Source organism: Actinotignum sanguinis, assembly GCF_003957255.1.
Lineage (GTDB): Bacteria > Actinomycetota > Actinomycetes > Actinomycetales > Actinomycetaceae > Actinotignum > Actinotignum sanguinis.
Genome location: NZ_QDIE01000007.1, coordinates 1 through 20964 on the forward strand (window position 1 = coordinate 1; position 20964 = coordinate 20964).

Annotated in this window: 11 protein-coding genes, 2 tRNA genes and 1 pseudogene; 12 read left to right on the forward strand and 2 right to left on the reverse strand. The window is 62.1% G+C overall.

Annotated features, from left to right (window positions below):
* Nucleotides 1-258: 258 nt before the first annotated feature.
* The gene (locus tag DDD64_RS02995) at nucleotides 259-2655 is read left to right on the forward strand and encodes a MaoC family dehydratase (protein WP_164545888.1); all 2397 of its coding nucleotides are present in this window, start codon (nucleotides 259-261) and stop codon (nucleotides 2653-2655) included.
* Between the two features lie 76 nt (nucleotides 2656-2731).
* Here the strand turns inward: DDD64_RS02995 and DDD64_RS03000 are convergent, their stop codons facing one another.
* Nucleotides 2732-3784: a zinc-dependent alcohol dehydrogenase family protein gene (locus tag DDD64_RS03000; protein ID WP_126134964.1), complete on the reverse strand. Its 1053-nt coding sequence runs from the start codon at nucleotides 3782-3784 to the stop codon at nucleotides 2732-2734.
* A 375-nt stretch (nucleotides 3785-4159) separates the two neighbouring features.
* Nucleotides 4160-4233: transfer RNA gene (locus DDD64_RS03005), tRNA-Pro, on the reverse strand.
* 185 nt (nucleotides 4234-4418) lie between these two features.
* Between DDD64_RS03005 and DDD64_RS03010 the strand changes: the two genes are divergently transcribed.
* The 11 genes and pseudogenes from DDD64_RS03010 to DDD64_RS09175 form a co-directional block, all read left to right on the forward strand.
* Nucleotides 4419-4492 (forward strand) — tRNA-Gly (locus DDD64_RS03010).
* 209 nt (nucleotides 4493-4701) lie between these two features.
* The gene (locus DDD64_RS03015; RefSeq protein WP_126134965.1) at nucleotides 4702-7515 is read left to right on the forward strand and encodes a hypothetical protein; all 2814 of its coding nucleotides are present in this window, start codon (nucleotides 4702-4704) and stop codon (nucleotides 7513-7515) included.
* Between the two features lie 271 nt (nucleotides 7516-7786).
* A complete protein-coding gene (locus DDD64_RS03020; RefSeq protein WP_126134966.1) occupies nucleotides 7787-8773 on the forward strand; it encodes a methionine ABC transporter ATP-binding protein in 987 nt (328 codons plus the stop codon).
* A complete protein-coding gene (locus tag DDD64_RS03025) occupies nucleotides 8770-9519 on the forward strand; it encodes a methionine ABC transporter permease (protein ID WP_126134967.1) in 750 nt (249 codons plus the stop codon). Before DDD64_RS03020 ends, DDD64_RS03025 begins: the two co-directional genes overlap by 4 nt.
* 117 nt (nucleotides 9520-9636) lie before the next feature.
* On the forward strand, nucleotides 9637-10479 hold the full coding sequence (locus DDD64_RS03030) for a MetQ/NlpA family ABC transporter substrate-binding protein (protein ID WP_126134968.1): 843 nt from the start codon (nucleotides 9637-9639) through the stop codon (nucleotides 10477-10479).
* Nucleotides 10480-10775: 296 nt separating this feature from the next.
* The gene (gene tig, locus DDD64_RS03035; RefSeq protein ID WP_126134969.1) at nucleotides 10776-12365 is read left to right on the forward strand and encodes a trigger factor; all 1590 of its coding nucleotides are present in this window, start codon (nucleotides 10776-10778) and stop codon (nucleotides 12363-12365) included.
* 444 nt (nucleotides 12366-12809) lie between these two features.
* Nucleotides 12810-17468, forward strand: a complete 4659-nt coding sequence (locus DDD64_RS03040; protein WP_164545889.1) for a metallophosphoesterase — start codon at nucleotides 12810-12812, stop codon at nucleotides 17466-17468.
* 242 nt (nucleotides 17469-17710) lie between these two features.
* Nucleotides 17711-18358 carry a ClpP family protease gene (locus tag DDD64_RS03045; protein WP_126135012.1) on the forward strand — a complete coding sequence of 216 codons (648 nt, stop codon included), beginning with the start codon at nucleotides 17711-17713 and terminating at the stop codon, nucleotides 18356-18358.
* Between the two features lie 38 nt (nucleotides 18359-18396).
* The gene (locus tag DDD64_RS03050; protein WP_375712894.1) at nucleotides 18397-19074 is read left to right on the forward strand and encodes an ATP-dependent Clp protease proteolytic subunit; all 678 of its coding nucleotides are present in this window, start codon (nucleotides 18397-18399) and stop codon (nucleotides 19072-19074) included.
* A 237-nt stretch (nucleotides 19075-19311) separates the two neighbouring features.
* Nucleotides 19312-20571, forward strand: a complete 1260-nt coding sequence (clpX, locus tag DDD64_RS03055) for an ATP-dependent Clp protease ATP-binding subunit ClpX (protein ID WP_126134971.1) — start codon at nucleotides 19312-19314, stop codon at nucleotides 20569-20571.
* A pseudogene (locus DDD64_RS09175) lies at nucleotides 20571-20849 on the forward strand (chorismate mutase); the annotation flags it as partial. The gene clpX and the pseudogene DDD64_RS09175, both read left to right, overlap by 1 nt.
* Between the last annotated feature and the right edge of the window lie 115 nt (nucleotides 20850-20964).

Sequence of the window (20964 nt, forward strand, 5' to 3'; positions counted from 1 at the left end):
TTTTCACTCTCCCGGTGTTTGTCAAGTATGCAAGGCTATTGAGGCCGGAAAGCTCAACGACCCGGACTTTGTGTTGGTATAGCGAGGGAAAGTCTGGGTATTAGCAACCATTTCTGTCTATTTACCCAACGGTGCAACGGCGCAACGGGGCAACGGGGCGACGGGGCGACGGTGCTGCACGCTTGGCCGCGAGCGCGCTGCCGGCAGCGGGGCGGCTCTTTTCCTAAAATGGAAGGGACACCGACGAAAGGGGTTCCCATGCAAGCCCGTCGCTACGCCGCTATCCTTGCCGCCGCGGCCCGCCAAAAACTCAGCCGCCGCGCCGTTCCTCGTGCTGACGAGCTGCCGCGGGTGAAGGTCCACGCGGTTGCCGAGCGCGCCGTGGGGGAAGGTATCGCCCGCTTTGCCGGCGGGGGAGTGGGCGGGCATGCCCCGGCCGCTCTGCTGCACCAACTATGCCTGGGTCCCACTCTCGATATTCTTGCCGATACCCGCCTGCCCCTGGTCGCCACCGGTGCCGTTATAACCGACCTGCGGTGGGAGATTCTCAGCCCCGTTCCTTTCGGGCGCCCGCTTACGGTGCGGGCGTGGGTTGCCAGTTTTGAGCGTGATGAAAAAGGTACGGCGCTGCGCCTCGCGGCGGATATTTCGTACGACGGCGCAGTGTGTTACCGAGAAATCGCCCGTTACCTGGACCGGGGCAGCACCGGGAGCCCCGTGCGCGTGACCGGAGAAGAACCGCAGCTCGGGGGCGCTGATCTCGATTTCCGCACCGAATTCGGGGTGGATGAGGCCGGGCATCTGCGCTACGCCAGTCCCCACGCGCTGGCGGAACGGCGCTTCACTGCCGCGGATGCGCGCCATTGGGCCCGCCTGACCGGAGATATCAACCCGATTCACCTCTCCGGAGCAACCGCCCGCCTCTTCGGCTTTAGCGGGGCGGTGCTGCACGGTGCCGCTACCGACGCCTGGGCCTGCGGCCAGCTTGGTCTGCGCGGGGATGCACCGGGCCGCGGGGAAGTTACCTTCCGTGCGCCCCTGGTACTGCCCCAAAAGGTGGTGCTGCGCGCCGTGGGGGAGGAAGACGCCGTCGCCGTTGTGGAGGAACGCACGGGGCGCGACCTCGTCCATCTGCGCTACACCAGTGCGGAATTACATGAGGCGCAGGGAGGTATCGTGCTCCCCATTCGGGATGGGAAACCCTCCAGCACCGCGGTTTCGCGGGGCATGGTCGAGGTTTTCGCGGCCGGGGACGCCGCGCTTGCCACGTCCCTTGAGGATGCTATTCCTTGGCGCCGTACCTACCGGGAGCCTTACGCGCAGCTGACCCGCCTCGACGATCCGGCCCGCGGGGCGGATGCGGCGCGGGCCGGGTTGGACTTCGTGCACCATACGCTCACCTTGCATGACGGTACGCCGCTTGCCAAGCTGCGCCCGCGCGGTGGGGCACCCCGGGGTGAAATCGTCCGGGGTACCACGGTGCCCTGCCCCTTCACGGTTCCTTTTCGGGGCCGGGAGATTCCCGAGCGCTGGCGCGGTGCGACCCGTCGGGATGCTCGCGGCGACTATGTGTACCTGAGCGGCACGGAGCTCCTTGACCACCTGGCCCGCTGGGAAGAACAGGGGCGGGTGCAGCCCGGGGTGCTCGCCGCGCTCACCGAGGTGGTGCAACACCCGGAGATGATGCGCTTGGAGGGGCGCACCGTGGCCGTCCTGGGGGCCGGTGCGGAGCTGTCTCCCGCGCCTACGCTGCTGGCCACCGGAGCGCAGGTGGCGGGAGTGGGGCGCAGCGAGTCGCGGCGCATGCGCACCTTGCGAGCCCGGGCGTTGGAAGCTGCCGGTGATCTCCATATTGCGCCCGCGGGTTTCGGTGACGTGACCGCAGCCCCGGACGCGGTGGCCGGTTGGCTCCTCTCGCTGCCCGGTGACCTTGTGGTGGTGGATACCCTTTACGCGCCCGGATATAAATTCCTGTTGGTGGAAGCGGGAGCGGACGCCGTGCTGCGCATGGTAGGGGAGGAAAGTAACGCTGCGTTCGCCTGGTACGGTTCGCCCACGGATGCCTACCCGATTCCGGGGAACGACGACGCAGCGGCTGGCGCCGCTGAGCTCCCCGGCGGGGTGGTTTCCCGCACGGCGATCCGCAGCTGGGCGAAACTTTCCGGGGCGCGGCCCGCCCGCGAGGGCGGCGTCGTCAATCTGCTCCAAGATATCCAGGGCCCCAATTACGCGGCCGCGAAACGCATCGGACGGTGGCGTGCCACCGTGGAGCGGGAAGCCGGCCGCACTATTTCCTACACTATTGCCCCGATGTCCCGCACCGAATCGGTGCTCATTTCCCAGCCGCTGCGTGCTGGGTACGCCGGCCTGGAGCGGCTGGGATACCCGCCCCTCGCCGCGGATACCGCAGCGGCTCTCCTCGCTGGCCTGCTGGTATGGGATCTGCACCATCCGGAGGCCACCGCTTCCTCCACTAGTTTCCTAACCGACCGCGCCTTGGATGGTGGGCTTCTCTCCATCCCCTATCAGCCCAATGACCTGGCCGGGCTCGCGCTTCTGAGCGGGGCGGAGCAGCTCCTCGGGCGCCACCGCGGACCTACGGCCGGGCGCTTACGGGAGCGCCCGGCCGTAGGGGATGCGTCCTCGGGCTACTAAACGAGGGAAGGCTGTTAGGAACCCGAGGACAGTTCTGGTTATACGAGGGGACAGGTCACATGGGTGGCCAGTTACTTTAGTGGATGAGAACCTTGAGGGCGTTGGTATCCGCAGCGTGGGCGAAAGCCTCGTAGGCTTCCAGGATGTCCTCGAAGGCAAACTCGTGGGTGACGAACTTATCGGCGGGCAGCTTCTTAGCGGCCACCAGCTTGAGCAGCATTTCCAGGGTATTGGTGGACACCAGACCCATAGAAATATTGATATTGGCGATCCACAGCTTGTCGATAGGCAGGTCAACCGGCTTACCGTGCACGCCCACATTTGCCACGTGCCCACCCGGGCGCACGATCTGGAGGCAGGTATCGAAGGTGGCCGGCACGCCCACCGCTTCGATGGCGACGTCGACCCCTAAACCATCGGTGAGGGCCATAACCTGCTCCTTCCAATCGGAGGAGCTGTTATTGACCGTGTGGGTGGCGCCGAAATCACGGGCGCGATCCAGGCGCTTATCATCCAGGTCAATGGCGATGACCTTGGCCGGCCCGTACAGGCGCGCCGTCATCACCGCGGCCAGACCCACGGGACCCGAGCCGACCACCGCGACGACGTCGCCCGGCTTGACTTTGCCGTTCTGCACCCCGATTTCGAAACCGGTGGGGAGGATATCGGAAAGCAGAATACCCTCCGCATCGCTCACACCTTCCGGAATCTTGTATACGGAGTTTTCCGCGAACGGCACGCGCACGTATTCGGCCTGGGTGCCGTCAATCATGTAGCCGAAAATCCAGCCGACGCCGGGCATGCCTTCGGGATCCATGCAGTGGGCGTACATGCCGGTGCGGCAGTAGGAGCAATGCCCGCAGGAGCTCACGCAGGAGAGGATGACCCGATCACCGACCTTGAGATTTGTCACGTTCGACCCGACTTCGGTGATGCGGCCAATTCCTTCGTGGCCCAGAATGCGCCCGGGTTCGACTTCCGGGGTGTCACCCTTGAGGATGTGGAGGTCGGTGCCGCAGATCGTGGTTGCTTCCATCTTGACGATGACGTCGGTGGGCTGCTGGATTTGCGGATCCGGAACTTCTTTCCATTCCTTAATTCCCGGACCTCCGTAGACAAGAGCCTTCATAATTTTCTCCTCATTGAGTCGCTCTGGTAAGTGCGGTGCCGTGACTGGCGCCACGCAATCCAATCTAGCGGGACGAAAGACCTATGAAAAGGGGGTGTTACGGCGGGTTGTGTAAGTTTGATCACGCGAGCGCTGTATAAGAATTACGTGAAAATATGCGGAAAAGTCGGCTGGGTGGTGGGTGTGATGGGTTGACGTAGCTCCCGAAGGGCGGGTGTATAAATTAAGGACGTATGTCTCGGTGGGGTGGATTTGACGGCAAGTGTGCGGCGGGTGCTGGCGGCGGCTTGCGGCGGGTGCTGGCGGCGGCGTCGTTCATAAAAATGTGGCGAGGCTGCACGAAAAGAAACATTGCACGTTCGGAACATCACACGGTCGGGACGGCGGGACTTGAACCCGCGACCCCCCGCTCCCAAAGCGGGTGCGCTACCAAACTGCGCCACGTCCCGTGCTAGTTATTGTATGTAGCTGCCATGCGCCGAAAACTGAAGGTTTCCAGCCGCACCTAGGCAACGTGCCTAGTGTAATGGATTCCGGCCCGCGATGCCCATGCGGCTAGTGGGCGCCAGTGGGGTGGAAGTCTTGGGGGTGGGGTGGTATTCTCTTCGGGTAGTGTTCGCGCAAGCGGCCGTATGCGAGTGTAGTTTAGTGGTAAAACCTCAGCCTTCCAAGCTGATGATGGGAGTTCGATTCTCCTCACTCGCTCCATACTTTTCGTTGATATTGTGCGGAATTATCTCAATACTTCACCGTGTACTCTTTCCCTGTGGTCACATAGCCCTGCCTCTACTAAGGATATGGCCCACTTTCACGATAATATTTTCAATATGTAGGTATTCTTTAATAATGATTGCACCTATGTCGTTGGGATCATTATGTTGAGAAAATCTGCCGCAGTCGGAGCTGCGTTGATACTTATGGGTTCTGGGATTGGGGCTGTCACCTCCGCTGTGGCAGCTCCCTCGTCAGCGGGCGAGCTACCCGCCGGCTTCGTGCCTGCCGATGCGGTCGCTGATGTTACCGCGGTCGTGGTGAATGCCCCGAGTAATGAATGTACGGGCCGCACCCTGCGCACCGCCAAGCCGGATGACGGGAAAACATATCCGAGCCAGGTTGGTTACTACACCAATAGCGTCACGTATTGCCTGGACCAGTCCTTCGTTACCGGCGATAACAAGATTTCTTGGGATGCCGGCACCAAAACCCTCTGGTTCAATAGTTATGTTCAGGATGCCTCGAATGTGTACAAGCGTGGCGTGTCCGTGGATACAGGTGGGATTGCCTCTGATATTCGAGTGAAATTCAGCGGCGCGAACGTTTTTACCGCCAGTGAGGGCGGCTACACCGCGAACGCCCTTTATTTCGCCGGGAACCAAGAAGGCCTATATAAGTACGTTCTCGATTTTGATGGGGATGCCTCTTTTGATGCCACAAATACCATCAATAAATATCCGGTGAATGTGGCCGATAGTGATCCGGCTGCTAAGTGGCTCAAGGGCGGCTCCATTGGGCTGGATTCTTCCGGTGCGCCGATTGAAATTGTCGGTCAAGGAAAACTCACCGCAGTGAGCAGGGATATTACGTGCGAGAAATGCGGGAGCGGAGATAACAATACCGCGATGAGCACCGCGATCCGCAGCACCGCGGATCTCAGCATTGGCGGCAATGTTCAGGTCACGGCACGGGTCACCAATGAAACCGGTTTAGCGACCGGGATTAACGCCTGGAAGAACCTCAAAATTGACGGTACCCAGGGTGCCACGGTGACGGCGGAAGCCACCTCCAACACCTCCACGGCAACCGCGATTATGCAGGCCGGCGGCGGCGATGTCGATAACACCGGCGACGTTATGAGCATCACCAATGCGAAGGTCACGGCGCAGGCAACGGCGCAAGGAAAATCGAGTTTCGGCGTATACAGCAGAGGAAATCTCAGTGTTGCTGGAAAGGCGTCACTTGACGTCACCTCCTCCTCGCAATCTCAAGGCTACGGGGTGTACAGCGAAGGCCAGGTAAAGGCCGACGGCGCAGCCACTCTCACGGTGGCGGCTTCCTCAGCGAATGTTGCCGGGGGAGTGGTCGGTGCCACCGGGGTGACCTTCGCGAGCGCCGGTGACAGCCTCATCAAGATGAACGGGGCGAAGAATGCCCCGGCGATCTTCACGGCGGGCCAAGGTACCTGCCGCTTCTTGGGTACGGGGGAGGTAACCGCCCAAACCATCGGTGGCTACGGTGCCTACCTCACCTGCCCGAACACCGAATTCGGGGAGCGCATTGGTGTGACCAAGCCCGGCACTTTCGCCCTTGCTGAGTTTAGCGGCGGTGCCTTTACGGTTGATGAGAACCTCGACCGGAACAAGGCGGCAGGCCCGGCCGGTACCAGCCCTGTTTCTTCGAGTGCCCGCACTCGTTTCGTGGTCAACCACAAGGGTCAGCGCGCCGGAAACTGGACCATTGGCCGGGGCTACGTGGCACAAATCGGCACGACTGCGCAAACCGATTCCGTGACCGGTCAGGTGACCGAACCCGGCTCGCAGCACTATCCGGACGGCACCGTGCGGCAGCATATTTTCACCGCGCCGCAAGCCCGGGTAGGCACGAGTGCGCAGCTGAGCATTCCTGCGGGAGCGGAGAGCATTCCGGCAGGGGAGGAGAGCCTTCAGGCGGGGGAGAAGGGTATTCCCTTTGCATGGTGGACGGTATCTGACCTGGCCACGCCAACCGAGCAGCTGAGCGCGGAAGCCCTCGGGCAGAACGCGCAGACGAACCCGGCCAATAGTGCGCTGAAGTTCGCCATGCCGGCCGAGGATCTTACGTTGACCCCGGTGTACGGCAAGATTGTTGTGCCCGCAGCGCCCGTGACCGCCCCGCAGCCCTGTGACGGGAGCGGAACCGTGGCACCGGCGAAGGTGACGCTGCCCGAGAATGCTGTGGGAATCATCTATGGCGAACCGAAAATCACCGGCACCACGGCAACCGTGACCGCTACGGCAAAACCCGGGTACCTCATTGCTACGCCGGTTTCCGAGCCAGGCTCCACGCCGAGCTACACGGTTGATAAGGAGCACCGTATGGCCACCTGGACCCTGGATCTCACTTCCACCGCGTGTGCCGCTACTCCGTTGGAGAAGCCCGCGGTGACCCCGATTGCTCCGACGTTGGTTCCGGCAGATAGCTGCGGTACTCCAGCTACGGTCACCATTCCGGAATCGGCCGTTGTGGAGTACACCCGTACGGAGAACAACGGCACCGTGACCGTGACGGCGCAGCTCAAGGATCCGCAGCGTTATAACTTCGCCGTGGGAGCCACGACCGAGTGGACCTTCGATATTTCTGCACGGCCGTGCCCCGTGCCGGAGCCGCCGGTGAACCCGGAGCCGGGCGCACCTGATACTCCGGGTACGCCAGGTGAACCGAATGACCCGGGTACGCCGGGCGCCCCGGACGCGCCGGAAGTGCCGGGTACCCCGGAGCCGCAGCCTGGCACGCCGGGCATGCCTAGCGAACCGGCCGGCCCGGGTGCTCCCGCTGATCCGAGTAATCCGGACCAGCGCCCCGCGCCGCAGCAGCCGGGTACTCCGGCTACCCCGGAGCAGAAGGCCCCGGCGGTGAAGGTGAAGCGCCCCGCGGCTAAGCTCGCGCATACCGGCACCGCGGTGACTACCGGAATCGCAGGAGCGGCCGCGCTTATCCTGGGCGGCTACGTGCTGCGCCGGAAGTATCGCGGCTAAGCGAAACGGCAGGTCAGCGACCCTAAGCTATCCCCTCGGGGACCTTGGAAAAAGTATTTGCGCAAAACCCGCACCGGCATCGCCGGGAGGGAAAACGCGGAAATGTCGGGGGAAACCGAGGGGATAGCGCTGTTTTTCACCCCCGAAACCTACCGTGGCGTATCTCATGAGTGAGCCATTGCGTTGTTGTCACCGGCAAAAACACCTACGATGATTGACTGTGCGCAGCAGCCCCGCTGAGCACACTAAGGGAAACGTCAGGGGATACGAGATGATCGAACTAGCCGAGGTGGAGAAGATCTACCCGCGCCGCGGAGCGGAATCCGTGGCGGCGCTGCGCGGCATCTCGCTCACCATCCCCACCGGGGAAATTCACGGCATCGTCGGTGAATCAGGGGCGGGTAAATCCACCCTCATTCGCTGCCTCACCGCCCTGGAAAAACCCACCAGCGGCTCCATTCGCATTAACGGCGAAGATCTCAACGCGCTGCCGGCCTCGAAATTACGCGCGGCCCGGCGCACCATCGGGATGGTGTTCCAGGGTGGCAACCTGCTTGAGGCACGCACCGCCGCGGAAAATATCGCCTACCCTCTTCAGATCGCCGGTGAAAAATCCGCGAAGATAGCCGAACGGGTGCGCGAGCTGCTGGGCGTCGTCGGCCTTGCTGATCGGGGCGATTCTTATCCATCCCAGCTTTCGGGCGGGCAGCGCCAGCGCGTGGCCATTGCGCGCGCCCTGGCCACCACGCCGTCAGTGCTGCTCTGCGATGAGCCCACCTCCGCGCTGGACGCGGATACCACCTTGCAGATCCTCGAACTGCTCCGTGAGGTGCGCGATGCCTACGGGGTGACCGTCGTTATTATCACCCACGAAATGGAGGTGGTGCGCCGAATCTGCGATTCGGTGACCCTCCTCGAATCCGGCCGGATTACCGCCGGCGGCACCATTGAAAGCGTGCTCGCGGACGTGAGTTCGCCCCTCGCGCGCCGCCTCGTGCCCGCTCCGGATATTGAAACGACCAACGTTTCGGGTTCCATTATCGATATTGCCTTTACCGCCCGCCCCGGAGAAACCGCCGGGTCCCAAGCTCTCAGCCTGGCCGCGCGCCTCGGCTGCGATATTGGCGCGGGCGTTTTTGAATCCATCGGTGAGATTCAGATTGCGCGCCTGGCCCTCGTGGTCAGCGACGCGCAGGTCGATACCGTTCTCACCGCGATGACTAACGCCGGAATCACCGCGGAGGTGCGGGCAGTATGACCACTCTTCTCAGTGCAGTTCTCAGCCCGGTTCTTTCCGCGCCGGCCGCATCCGCCGCGGCCGCACTCCCGCTGGAGCGCGGCACCTGGTTCGATGCCCCGGAAATCAAGGACGGCCTGGCCCGCGCCACCTTCGAAACGCTGGCGATGGTGGGTATCTCCACGGTTATCGCTTCGGCGCTCGGCCTTATCCTCGGGATGGTCCTCGTGGCAACCGGCCGCGGGGGACTACTTCCCTCGCCGCTCCTCAATAAAACCCTCGGTTTTATTGTCAACGTGGGCCGCGCCATCCCCTTCATTATCTTCGTCTTTATTCTCATCGGCTTTTCGCGTGCAATCGCCGGAACGGGCAGCGCCTGGCAGGGCTTCACCGTTCCGCTCACGATCTCAGCGGCCTTTTACTTCGCGCGCCTGGTGGAATCCAATCTCATGGGCGTCGAGCGCGGCAAAGTGGAAGCCGTCCTCATGATGGGAGCCTCCCGCACCCGCATCATGTTCGGGGTGCTCATGCGCGAAGCGCTGCCGGCCCTCGTCCAATCCGTCACGATCCTCGCGGTTACCCTTGTTGGCTACTCGGCCATGGCGGGTGCTGTGGGCGGCGGCGGGCTGGGCGCCATGGCCCAAAACGCCGGGTACTACAATAACCGCCCGGATGTCCTCACGATCGTGGTGGTCGTGCTGGTGCTCCTCGTCATGGTTATCCAGGCGCTGGGTGACATGCTCAGCCGGCTGGTGGATCACCGCTAAGGAACCGCCGGCCGGGTCACGCACCACCGGGATGCACCCGGAGCAGCGCTGTCAGCGAACGGTGTACAGCGATATGTCATCACCACCAACATTGTGAAAAATAGAGGAATATTAACCATGAAGAAGCTTTCGAAAATTGCCCTGGTAGCTGCGGTGAGCGCGCTCGCGTTGAGCGGCTGCGGTAGCTCGGATTCGGCCTCCTCCGCTCCCGCGAAGAACGACGACGGCGCGGTGCGCCTCGTGGTCGGTGCCTCGCCGGCCCCGCATAAGCAAATCCTGGAATTCGTCAACGATAACCTTGCCAAGGATGCCGGTTTCACCCTGGACATCCGCGAGTACAACGATTACGTGCAGCCCAATGTGGCACTCAACGCCGGGGAAATCGACGCGAATTACTTCCAGCACCTGCCCTACCTTGAGAACGAAATCCAGGAAAAGAACTACACCCTGGACCACGGCGCAGGTATTCACATCGAGCCCTACGGCATCTACTCCAAGAAGATCAAGCAGCTCAGCGAGCTCAAGGACAATGCCGTGGTGGGCGTGACGAACGATCCGTCCAACCAGGCCCGGGCCCTCGATCTGCTCCAGAAGAACAACCTCATCAAGCTCAACCCGCAGGTTACTTCCCCCACCATTTACGACGTGGTGGAGAACCCGAAGAACCTCACCTTCCGCGAAGCTGATGCTCCGTCCGTCCCGAAGATCCTCCCGGACGTGGATATCGCGATTATCAACGGTAACTTCGCCCTGCAAAACGGCCTGGTTCCTTCCAAAGACGCTATCTACACCGAAGATCCGACCGATAACCCCTACGGCAATATCCTCGCCTGGAACTCCAAGGCCACCGGTGAGAAGCTCGAGGGCGTGAAGAAGCTGGATGCCGCGCTGCACAGCCCCGAGGTTGCCAAGTACATTCGTGATACCTGGCCGAACGGCGAGGTTATCCCCGCCTTCTAAGGTTCATTACCCGAGCCTCATCACCCCGCCTTGCCAGCTGCGCTGGTAGGCGAGTGAGCTCCAGCTGCCCGGTACCTCGCAGCGAGGTACCGGGCAGCTGCGTCGTCGTGCCCCATAACGGTGCGCGGGTGAGAGTGCGTTCACATATGGCGAGTAGTTGTGCGCTAGAACTCCCATCACCCGGGGTGCGTGCCGTAGAATTAGCGGGTATGCCCGCGCCCGGCGCGGCGCAGTAAGGGGACGGATTCGTCCTATCGACAAGGGTTATCACCCCCATTTTTAGACTGGAGAAAAAGTTGGAAAGCTCCTACGAACAGCTCGATCCCACCCAGGTAAAGCTGACCGTTGAGGTTCCTTTCGAGGAATTCAAGCCGGAAATTGACAAGGCCGCGAAGACCATCGGTAACCAGGTGCAGATCCCTGGATTCCGCCGGGGTCACGTGCCCGCGCGCGTTCTGGAAGCGCAGATTGGCCGCGCCGCGATTGTGGAGCAGGCGATTAACGACTCTCTGGACGGCTACTACCAGGACGTTCTGGAAGAGCACGACCTCGTTCCCATGGGCCGTCCCGCGGTGGACGTGACCGGCGTAGCGATGGAAAAGAACTCCACCGACCCGCTTGCCTTCACCGTTACGGTGGATGTGCGCCCGGCCATTGTTCTCCCGGATCCGGCGCAGTACAGCTTCGAAGTGGAAGCCACCAATGCCGATGAGGATGCCGTGGAGGAGCGCCTCGAACAGCTGCGCGAACGCTTCGCCACCCTCAAGACTGTGGAGCGCGCCGCCGCCAGCCGCGACTACGTCACCATTAACCTCTCCGCCAGCATCGACGGTGAGGAAGTTGATTCGGTGGAGGGTGTCTCCTACCGCATCGGTGATGACAATATGCTCGACGGCCTGGATGAGGCGGTCAACGGTGCCGCGGCCGGCGATGAGCTGAGCTTCACCTCCACCCTCGTGGGTGGGGAGCACGCCGGGCAGCAGGCCGATGTCACGGTCACGGTGGAGAAGGTGCAGGAATCCGAACTTCCGGAAGCGGATGATGATTTCGCCCAGCTCGCCTCCGAATTTGACACCATTGAGGAACTGCGTGCGGACCTGGCGGAAAAGGCCGCCACGGATGCCGCCCAGGTGCAGGTCATGGCCGCCCGTAATCTTCTCCTGGATAAGCTCCGCGAGGATGTTACGGTGCAGCTGCCCAAGCGCGTGATCGACGCTGAAGTGGAACGCCACCTCGAATCCGAAAACCGCGCCACGGACGACGACCACGCCAAGGAAATCCGCGGGGAAATCCGCGATTCGCTGCGCGACCAGATCATCCTCGATGAGCTGGCCAAGAAGTTCGGTGTGGATACCACCCAGGATGAACTCTTCAACTTCCTGGTGCAGCAGGCCCAGTCTTACGGCATGGACCCCAACCAGTTCATCTCCGCGGCCGCGCAGACCGGCCAGCTCGGGGCTTTCAGCGGCGAGCTGCGCCGCGGCAAGGCGCTTATTTCCGCGCTGCGCCTGGCCAAGGTTGTGGACACCAACGGCAACGAGGTGGATGTCATCAAGGTCGTTGGTGAAAAGCCGGAAGAAGAACTCACCCCGGACTTCTCCGCCGCTCCGTCCCGCCCCGTGTGGGATGGCCCGGTTGATGAGGACGCTGCGGCTTCGGATAACGCAGCGCAGGGCGACGACGCCGCGCCGGCGGAGGAAACTCCCGCCGCGGATGCGCCGGCTGGCGATGCGGAAGCTTTCGACCCGGCCACCAAGAAGGTGGACGAAGTCGTGGAATACGCCCAGGATGCGGATGCCGCTGAAGTGGCTCGCGTGCTCGAGGCGGAGAAGGCCGGCAAGGCTCGCAAGACCCTCGTGAAGAAGCTTGAAGAGCTGCTTGGCTAATCTCGGCTAATTCAGATATGCACGAACGTGCCCGCTAGTGCGGTGGGCGTGTGGGGTGGGAGGCTCAGCCTTCCCACCCCACACGCGTATATGCGCAGCGTAGCTGCGCCGTCGTCGTGCCACCCACCGTTCTCCGCAGGGGCGCACCGTCGCGCCGTCCACTCCCGCACCATTCCCACCGTCGCGCCGCCCGCGCCGCCCCGTCCGCACCGTACCGCCGCAGTGTGATATTCACGTGAAGCTCCTTAAATTAAGAGCCCGTTTACGGCTTATTAAGGCGAATTCAATAGTTTGAGCAATGGAAACGCGTGTTTCCGAGTCGGGCCAATCCGCGCCCCGACTAGCTCAAAGCGAAGGATATTCATGCGACACGTGCGTCGAGTAGTAGCGGCTCTAGCTGCCGCTACGCTAGTGCCGGTCGGGGTGGCATGTACCGTGCCAGCCATGGCCGACCCAGTACTCCCGGGAGTCGATTCTCCGGCTCTCGCCTCTACGAATGAGAATCCCGTCGTCGTTGACGGGGTGACTCAGCCCATGGATCCACGTCCCGGCTTCCGAGTGCTGCCCTACCTGCAGCGCCCCGGTGCCCACGAGATGACGATTAACTGGTTTACGGAACTGGGCCATAATGCCGTTCTCACCATCACCGGCCCGGGTCTGCCCGCCGAAGGGCGCACCTACACGGTAGCCGGCGTGCAGAACCCGGTGAACGATTACCAGGACTACGAACTCAAGCAGGGCACCCTCAGCCGCGGGAAGGCGCTGTCCGTACCGCAGGGAGCTTGGATTCGTGCTGATCATCCCTATAAGTACAGCCAGCGCGTGGAAGAGCTCCAGCCCAGCTCCACCTACACCTACACGGTCACGGTGGACGGCTACGCGCATTCCGCCACGCTGCGCACCCTCCCGGACGGCAAGGCGGGGATTACTGATCCGCTCCATATCATCGCCTTCTCCGATACCGAAACCGATCCCATCGGGCGCGTGACCTACCGTGAATGGGAACAGACCCTCAACCTGGCGGAAGGCTCCGAAGAGCGCCCGGGTAAGGGCTCGGCTTGGGATGAGAAATTCGGCGGCTCCACTCGTAACGGGAAGTACGCCGTCAATTACATGCTTACCGAGGATAAGGCGCAAGAAATCAATAACGCCGCCATTGCCGCCGCCAAGCCTGACCTGGTGCTGCTGCCCGGCGACATCGCGGAACGCGCCTCCTCGCAGAGCCATTGGGATGAATGGTTCCGTTACTTCGCGGGCGATAAAGGCCAGCTCCTCGATTCGATTCCGGTTATCACCTCGCTGGGCAACCACGAAGTGTACGGCTACGGCAGCGCCGATGATCGCACCGCGGTAGCCCGGGCGCGCGCCGCCTACAACCAGGTTTTTGATACCAACGGCTCGGATAACGCGAATGCTCGCGATGCCTACCACCGCACCGATATGGGGCCGGTGACCATTATCAGCCTCGATTCGACCAACGGTACGGATCAGACCACCAAGACGATGCCGGAAGAAGCCAAGATCGAAGGCAACGACGCAGGCATTACCGCCGCTCAGCTCGGGACGGACACCCAGGGCGTTTTCCCGTACGAGGAATACGCGCGGGACTTCCCCAAGTCTGTGGCGGCCGGCTGGTGGGGCCCGGATGCGGCCCCCGATTCGGTGGATCAGCCCAGCTTCATGCCCGGTTCGGAGCAGTACCGCTGGCTCGAAGAACAGCTGGCTGATGCTCGCGCCAAGGGCCAGATCATTATCGTGCAATACCACCACGTCGCATATTCCAACGGTGTGCACGGTACTCCGATGGGTCACAAGTTCCCCGATCAGCAGCCGGGTGTGCCCATGCGCCACCTCCAGCCGCTTTTCGAAAAGTACAATGTCGCCTCCGTATTCTCTGGCCACGACGAAATGTTCCAGGCCTCCTACGTGGACGAAGCGGGCGACGGCGTGGGCGTGTACCACTGGGACGTCGGCGTAGCTTCCGACGGCCTGCGCGGTGAGAAGATGGTCAAGACGGGAGAGGGCGGTGCCTTCGAACCGCTGCGTTTCAACTCCCACTCCGTGTGGATGGCGCAGGCCAACGAACCGGAAATGTGGAAGACCAACGAGGCGGGCGTGAAGAAGCTCATCTCGGGCGGGAAACACTACGGCCACCTGGACATCAAGATTCAGCCCTACGCCGGCCCGGCCCTCGATTCCGGGGTGAAACCGGCCGCCGAAATGGTCATGACCCCCATCTCGCTCTTCCCGATCCTCGACGATAACTACGAGGTGGAAAAGGTAGAGCGCCGCGAGCTGCTCTCCGGGCAGTTCACCGTGTACCTGGATGCGGAAGGTAACCCGCTGGCGGGCACCCCGCAGGAAGGCACCGGCCAGGACGAAGAGAAGACCCCGCTGTCCAACTTCTCCCTCGGCGTTATCCCGGACACCCAGTTCTACTCGCGTTACGCCACGGCGGAAACCGGTAACCAATTCGGTGCCATGTACGGCAGCGAACCCTTCTCCTCCCAGACCTCCTGGATCGCGGAAAACGCTGAGAAGTACGGCATTAAGATGTCCATGCACCTGGGTGATATCGTCGACCAGTACAACCGTCCCCAGCAGTGGGAAATTGCCGATAAGGCGATGAAGATTCTCGAAGATGCGGGGCACCCGTACTCGATTCTTGCCGGTAATCACGACGTCGGGGCCGATGCGTCGGATACCGACCCGGTCGGCTACGGCACCTACAAGGAATGGTTCGGTGCCGAGCGTGCCGCCAAGAATGTGACCTTCGTGGAGCGAGATCCTTCCGGCGCGCACGAATACCATATTCTCAAGGTCAACGGCCAAGATTTCCTGGTCATGAACCTGTCCTGGCAGGCCCAGGATGACGCCCTGCAGTGGGCCTCCGATGTGCTCGATAAGCATCCGAATACCCCCACGATCGTCAATTCCCACCAGCTCATTAACGTGGAGGGCGACGGCGTGACGCCGCTGGCCACCGAGTTCGGTGAAAAGGTATGGAACAAGGTCATCCGCAACCACGACCAGGTGTTCCTTACCTTCAACGGCCACCATCACGGCGCGACCACCTGGACGCGCACGAACGATGCCGGTCATCCCGTTTACCAGGTCCTCATGGACTACCAGATGGCCTACATGGGTGGAAACGGCTACATGGGCATGGTTGAATTCGACCTGCCGGGTAACAAGATTTACCAGACCTCCTTCTCCCCGTGGGTGATGACGAAGGCCAAGGACACCCTTGTTCCCGACGACCAGGCGATCCTCACCGGAGCGGGCCAGACCTTCGAGCTCGACTTCAACTTCGCGGAACGTTTCCCGAACCTCGTTATCGCTGATACGAAGGCTTCTTTGACGACGCCGCAGCTGCGCGAGTGGCTTGCCACCTACGATGCGCCGACCCAGGTTACCCCCACCGCCCCGACCAGCGCGGAGGACTACCCGCAGGTGGAGAGCACCGTGGCCCACTGGAAGATGCCGGTGGACAAGGCCGAGGGCACCCCGGTTGCCGTGGGTGAAGCCATCGTGGATGCCGTGGGTGGGGATAACTTCACCCGGGCCCCGCTGGACCAGCCCGGTTCCAAGGGGGCGGAAGAAGGCGACGTCGTATGGACCCGTGACCACCACCCGCTCTCGGCCAATGCCGGCGCGGTGTGCTTCGCCAATGGTGGACGCGATAACGCGCGGTGGAATAACTTCGTGACCGCCGCTGATGCCGCCGTCAATAACGAGACCTTCGAGAATGGTTTCACCTTCGAGACCTTCATCAAGATCTCCCCGAAGTTCGATAACAAGAACAATGCCTGGATGGCCTGGCTCTCCCGCGACGGGCAGCGCCAGAACATCGCCGGCTACAACAACACCGAGGGTGAAGAACCGCCCTTCGCGTGGGCAATGTCCAACCTGGCGGAAATTCAGTTCTCCTTTGTGGACTCCCAGAAGCCCACCCCGGCCGAATCTTCGGCGTGGTCGGGTGAGATCGTCTCGCGCGATCAGTGGCTCCACCTCGCGGTGGTCAACGATCCGGAAACCAAGATGACCACGATGTACGTGGATGGGGTACCGGTGCTGCGTAATTCGCCGGGCACCGTGGGCGTGGGCACCCAGGGCCTGCCGTGGGTTCTCGGCGCGGGCTCCTATGCCGGGGTGCGTGAATCTGGATTCCAGGGTTGTATCGGTGAAGTTCGCCTCGTGGGTGAACCGCTTGATTCGAGCAAGTGGCTGACCGCGCGCGCCGGGGAAACCCCGGGCGGCGAGCAGCCCGGCGGTGAAGAACCGGGAACGGAGCCGAGCGTTGAGCCGACCGAGCCGGGTACCGAGCCGACCGAACCGGGCACGGAACCGAGCACCGAACCCAGCACGGAACCCAGCAAGCCGGGTACCGAGCCGAGCGATAAGCCGAGCAAGCCTGCGGCACCGCAGGGCAATCTGCTCTTCAGCTCCACCGCGCTGGCTGGTGGTAACGCCGACCGTGTCACCAGCTACGGTCGCGCCGGCGAAACCATCTTCGTGGGTGACTGGGACGGCGACGGCGTGGACACCCCCGGGGTGCGCCGTGGCAACACCTTCCTGCTCACCAACGCCGCCACCGGCAATGCCCAGATGCAATTCTCCTTCGGCCGGGCCGATGACGAGATCATCATTGGCGACTGGAACGGGGACGGTAAGGACACCATCGGAGTACGGCGCGGCAATACGGTATACGTGCGCGACGACCTGACGGGTGGTAACCACACGTCCACGGTCTCCTTCGGGCGGCACGGTGACCAGATCGTGGCCGGCGATTGGGATGGCAACGGGCGCGACGAACTCGCGGTGCGCCGTGGCAACACCGTCTTCGCTCAGGGGGCTTTCGCTGATACCCAGGCAAAGTCCACCTCCTCCTACGGGCGCCCCGGTGATGTGTTCCTCGCCGGTGACTGGAACGGGGACGGCGTGGACGGCATCGGTGTGGTCCGCGGTAACGTCTGGCACCTGCGTGACAACGTGGGCGAGGGCGTCGCGGTGGCAAGCTTCGGCTTCGGCCGCGCCGGTGATGTGTTCCTCGCCGGTGACTGGAACGGCGCGGGTGCTGATCGCCCGGCCGTCAACCGCTAACAGGTCACTACCAGCGGCTAGTAACTAGCCACCTCTCCAGCGGGAGGGCAGCGAGAATCACCTCGCTGCCCTCCCGCTCTTTTCTTGGCTGCGGCACCGTGACGGCGCCAACCATGCGCCATCAGCGAAAAAGTCTCGAGCCAGGATGATCGCGGCGGCCCGCGGGCGTTAAAGTCGCATACGAGTATGGAATCTCCGCGTGGGGGTTCCGAGGAAGGAAAACCGTGACCACATCACCTCGCATGGAAGGCCGGGATAATAACCAGCCTTCAGCATTCGGCGATGCTGTTTACCAGCGCCTCCTCAAGGAACGCATCATTTGGCTCGGCTCGGAGGTTCGCGATGATAATGCGAATCAGATTTGCGCCCAGATGATGCTCCTTGCCGCGGAGGATCCGGAGAGCGATATTTACCTATACATTAATTCTCCGGGTGGCTCGGTCACCGCGGGTATGGCCATTTTTGACACCATGCAGTATGTTCAACCGGATGTTGTCACCGTGGCTATGGGCATGGCGGCCTCGATGGGCCAATTCCTGCTTTCAGCCGGTACCAAGGGTAAGCGTTATATCACTCCGCATACTCGCGTTCTCATGCATCAGCCGTCGGGCGGCGCCGGCGGGGTGGCAGCTGATATCCGTATCAATGCCAACCTCATCTTGCAGATGAAGGAAGAACTAGCCGGGCTCAACGCGAAGCACACCGGCAAGTCACTGGAGCAGATCCTGGAAGATTCCGAACGTGACCACTGGTTCACCGCGCAGGAAGCACTGGAATACGGCTTCGTGGACCACATTATTTCCAACTCGCAGGTCATGCTCAAGAAGCCGAATAACGATAGTAACGACGGCGCACTCGAAGCCAGCCACGCGGGGGAGGAGCTCTCATGACGATGAATTTCCGAGCCGCGGGTAATCTGCCCGCCATGATGGCCGCCGGTCGCGTTCCCACCGCTGGCTTCGGCCACGGTAGCGCGGGCCCGATGCCCTCCAACCGCTACGTCCTTCCCGATTTCGAAGAGCGCACCCCCTACGGATACAAGCGTTCCAACCCCTACACCAAACTTTTCGAGGATCGCATTATTTTCCTCGGGGTGCAGGTGGATGATGCTTCCGCGGATGATGTGATGGCCCAGCTGCTCGTCCTCGAATCGATGGACCCGAACTCCCCGGTGACCATGTACATCAACTCCCCGGGTGGTTCCTTCACCGCGCTCACGGCTATTTACGACACCATGCAGTACATCAAGCCGCAGATCCAGACCGTGTGCCTGGGCCAGGCTGCCTCCGCGGCGGCGGTGTTGCTGGCGGCCGGCTCTCCGGGCCGGCGCCTGGCGCTCCCCAATGCGCGGGTGCTCATCCACCAGCCCGCAATGGAGGGGATGCAGGGGCAGGCCACCGATATTTCTATCGTGGCCGATGAACTTGACCGCATGACGGAATGGCTGGTCAACACCCTGGCCCACCACAGCGGGAAGTCTCCCGATGAGGTACGGGCAGATATCCAGCGCGATAAGATCCTCACCGCCCAGCAGGCCAAGGACTACGGCCTGGTGGACAATGTGCTCGAATCGCGTAAAAATGCGGATACCGTAACCAACGGTTAAAAGGAATCGCGCGTATACGCTCCGGGCTATAGCTGGGGCGGGAGCGCGTATCATGGGCGGGTAGGGGCCAGGTGCTCCTGCCCGCCCACCTGCATGGGCGGCGGGTGCGGCGCGGGAGCTGCGCCGTCGTACATCTCACTCACCGTGCGCGCCCCGCGTGGGAACGTGACCTTTGAGCGCAGATGCGGTGGAATAGGGAAGACGCGCGTACGGCGCGGCCGCGAGGCAAGGAGGAACATGGCGACCGTCGATGCAGCAGAAGCTCTCAAGTGTTCGTTCTGCCAGAAAACCCAACGCCAGGTGAAGAAACTTATCACCGGCTCGGGTGTCTACATTTGCAATGAATGCATCGAGCTGTGCAATGAGATTATCGCCGAGGAATTCGGGAAGGAAAACGATGGTTTTTCCCCGAATGAGCTTCCCGTTCCCGCAGATATTTACGCGTTTTTAAACGAGTACGTGGTGGGGCAGGAGGCCGCGAAGCGCACGCTCGCCGTCGCCGTGTACAACCACTACAAGCGGTTGCGCGCTAAAGCCGCGCCGCGTCCCGCTGATGGTGAGGATACTGTTGAGCTCGGCAAATCTAATATTTTGCTGCTCGGCCCCACCGGTACTGGGAAAACGTATCTCGCCCAGTCGCTTGCGCGGATGCTCGATGTGCCCTTCGCGATCGCGGATGCCACCTCTCTTACAGAGGCCGGGTACGTGGGTGAAGACGTCGAGAATATTTTATTGCGGCTCGTGCAGGCTGCCGGTGATGATGTGAAAAAGGCCGAATCTGGCATTATTTACATCGACGAAATCGATAAAATCACGCGCAAATCTGAGAATCCCTCCATTACCCGGGATGTGTCGGGGGAGGGCGTGCAGCAGGCGCTTCTCAAGATCGTGGAGGGTACGGTTGCGGCGGTGCCTCCGCAGGGCGGGCGTAAGCATCCCCAACAGGACTATCTCCAGATCAATACCTCGAATATTCTTTTTATATGCGCCGGGGCCTTTGCGGGTTTGGAGGATGTTATTTCTACCCGCGTAGGGCGCCACGGTATCGGTTTCGGGGCGCAATTGCACGACGCCGAGGCCAGTTCGACGATGCTCTCGCAGGTCACCCCGGAGGATCTCCATAAGTACGGCCTTATTCCGGAGCTGGTGGGGCGCCTGCCCGTTATCGCAACGGTGGAGGCGCTGGGCGAAGACGACCTGGTGCAGATTCTTACCGAGCCGCGCAACGCCCTGGTCAAACAGTACACTCGCATGTTCGAGCTGGACGGGGTGCGCCTGACCTTCCAGGATGAGGCGCTGCGCGCCATGGCGCGCGAAGCGATGGAACGGGGCACCGGGGCGCGCGGGCTGCGCTCCATTATGGAGCGGGTACTCGGCCCGGCCATGTTTGATGTGCCTTCCCGTAAGGATGTCCGGGAAGTGATTGTTACCCGCGCGGCGGTCACCGACGGTGCGGCTGTGGAGATCGTTTCCGCTGCGCAACGGAAGAGCGCCTAGTGGGCAGCGAAGGGGCGCAGCGCCATGCGGAAGAAGAGCGGTGCACCGCGGAACTTGGTGCTTTGCGGGCGCGTCTGGACGTTTTGGACTCCCAGCTAATTGAGCTGTTGGGGCAACGTAAGCAGATAACCGACGCCGTGGGGCGCCTCAAGGATCGCTACCGGCTTCCCGCCCGCGATATGGCGCGCGAAGGTGTGCAGCATGCTCGAATTGCTGAACTGGCGCGCGAGGTGGGGCTAGATCCCGAATTTGCGGTGCGGGTGCATAATGTCATCACCTCGCGGGCTGTAGCGGATCACCAGCGTATTTCCCACGCTTCCCGTGTTTCCCGCGCCGCGCAGGTTGGCGGTGATCAGCACGAGGCTGGCGGTGATCAGCACGAAGCCAGTGGTG

What these genes read in the sequence shown, in the direction of transcription:
- DDD64_RS03025 (WP_126134967.1), top strand. Translation starts at nt 8,770, where the DNA reads ATGACCACTCTTCTCAGTGCAGTTCTCAGCCCGGTTCTTTCCGCGCCG.
- DDD64_RS03030 (WP_126134968.1), top strand. Translation starts at nt 9,637, where the DNA reads ATGAAGAAGCTTTCGAAAATTGCCCTGGTAGCTGCGGTGAGCGCGCTC.
- DDD64_RS03020 (WP_126134966.1), top strand. Translation starts at nt 7,787, where the DNA reads ATGATCGAACTAGCCGAGGTGGAGAAGATCTACCCGCGCCGCGGAGCG.
- clpX (WP_126134971.1), top strand. Translation starts at nt 19,312, where the DNA reads ATGGCGACCGTCGATGCAGCAGAAGCTCTCAAGTGTTCGTTCTGCCAG.
- DDD64_RS03000 (WP_126134964.1), bottom strand. Translation starts at nt 3,784, where the DNA reads ATGAAGGCTCTTGTCTACGGAGGTCCGGGAATTAAGGAATGGAAAGAA.
- DDD64_RS02995 (WP_164545888.1), top strand. Translation starts at nt 259, where the DNA reads ATGCAAGCCCGTCGCTACGCCGCTATCCTTGCCGCCGCGGCCCGCCAA.
- DDD64_RS03050 (WP_375712894.1), top strand. Translation starts at nt 18,397, where the DNA reads ATGGCCGCCGGTCGCGTTCCCACCGCTGGCTTCGGCCACGGTAGCGCG.
- DDD64_RS03045 (WP_126135012.1), top strand. Translation starts at nt 17,711, where the DNA reads ATGGAAGGCCGGGATAATAACCAGCCTTCAGCATTCGGCGATGCTGTT.
- DDD64_RS03015 (WP_126134965.1), top strand. Translation starts at nt 4,702, where the DNA reads ATGGGTTCTGGGATTGGGGCTGTCACCTCCGCTGTGGCAGCTCCCTCG.
- DDD64_RS03040 (WP_164545889.1), top strand. Translation starts at nt 12,810, where the DNA reads ATGGCCGACCCAGTACTCCCGGGAGTCGATTCTCCGGCTCTCGCCTCT.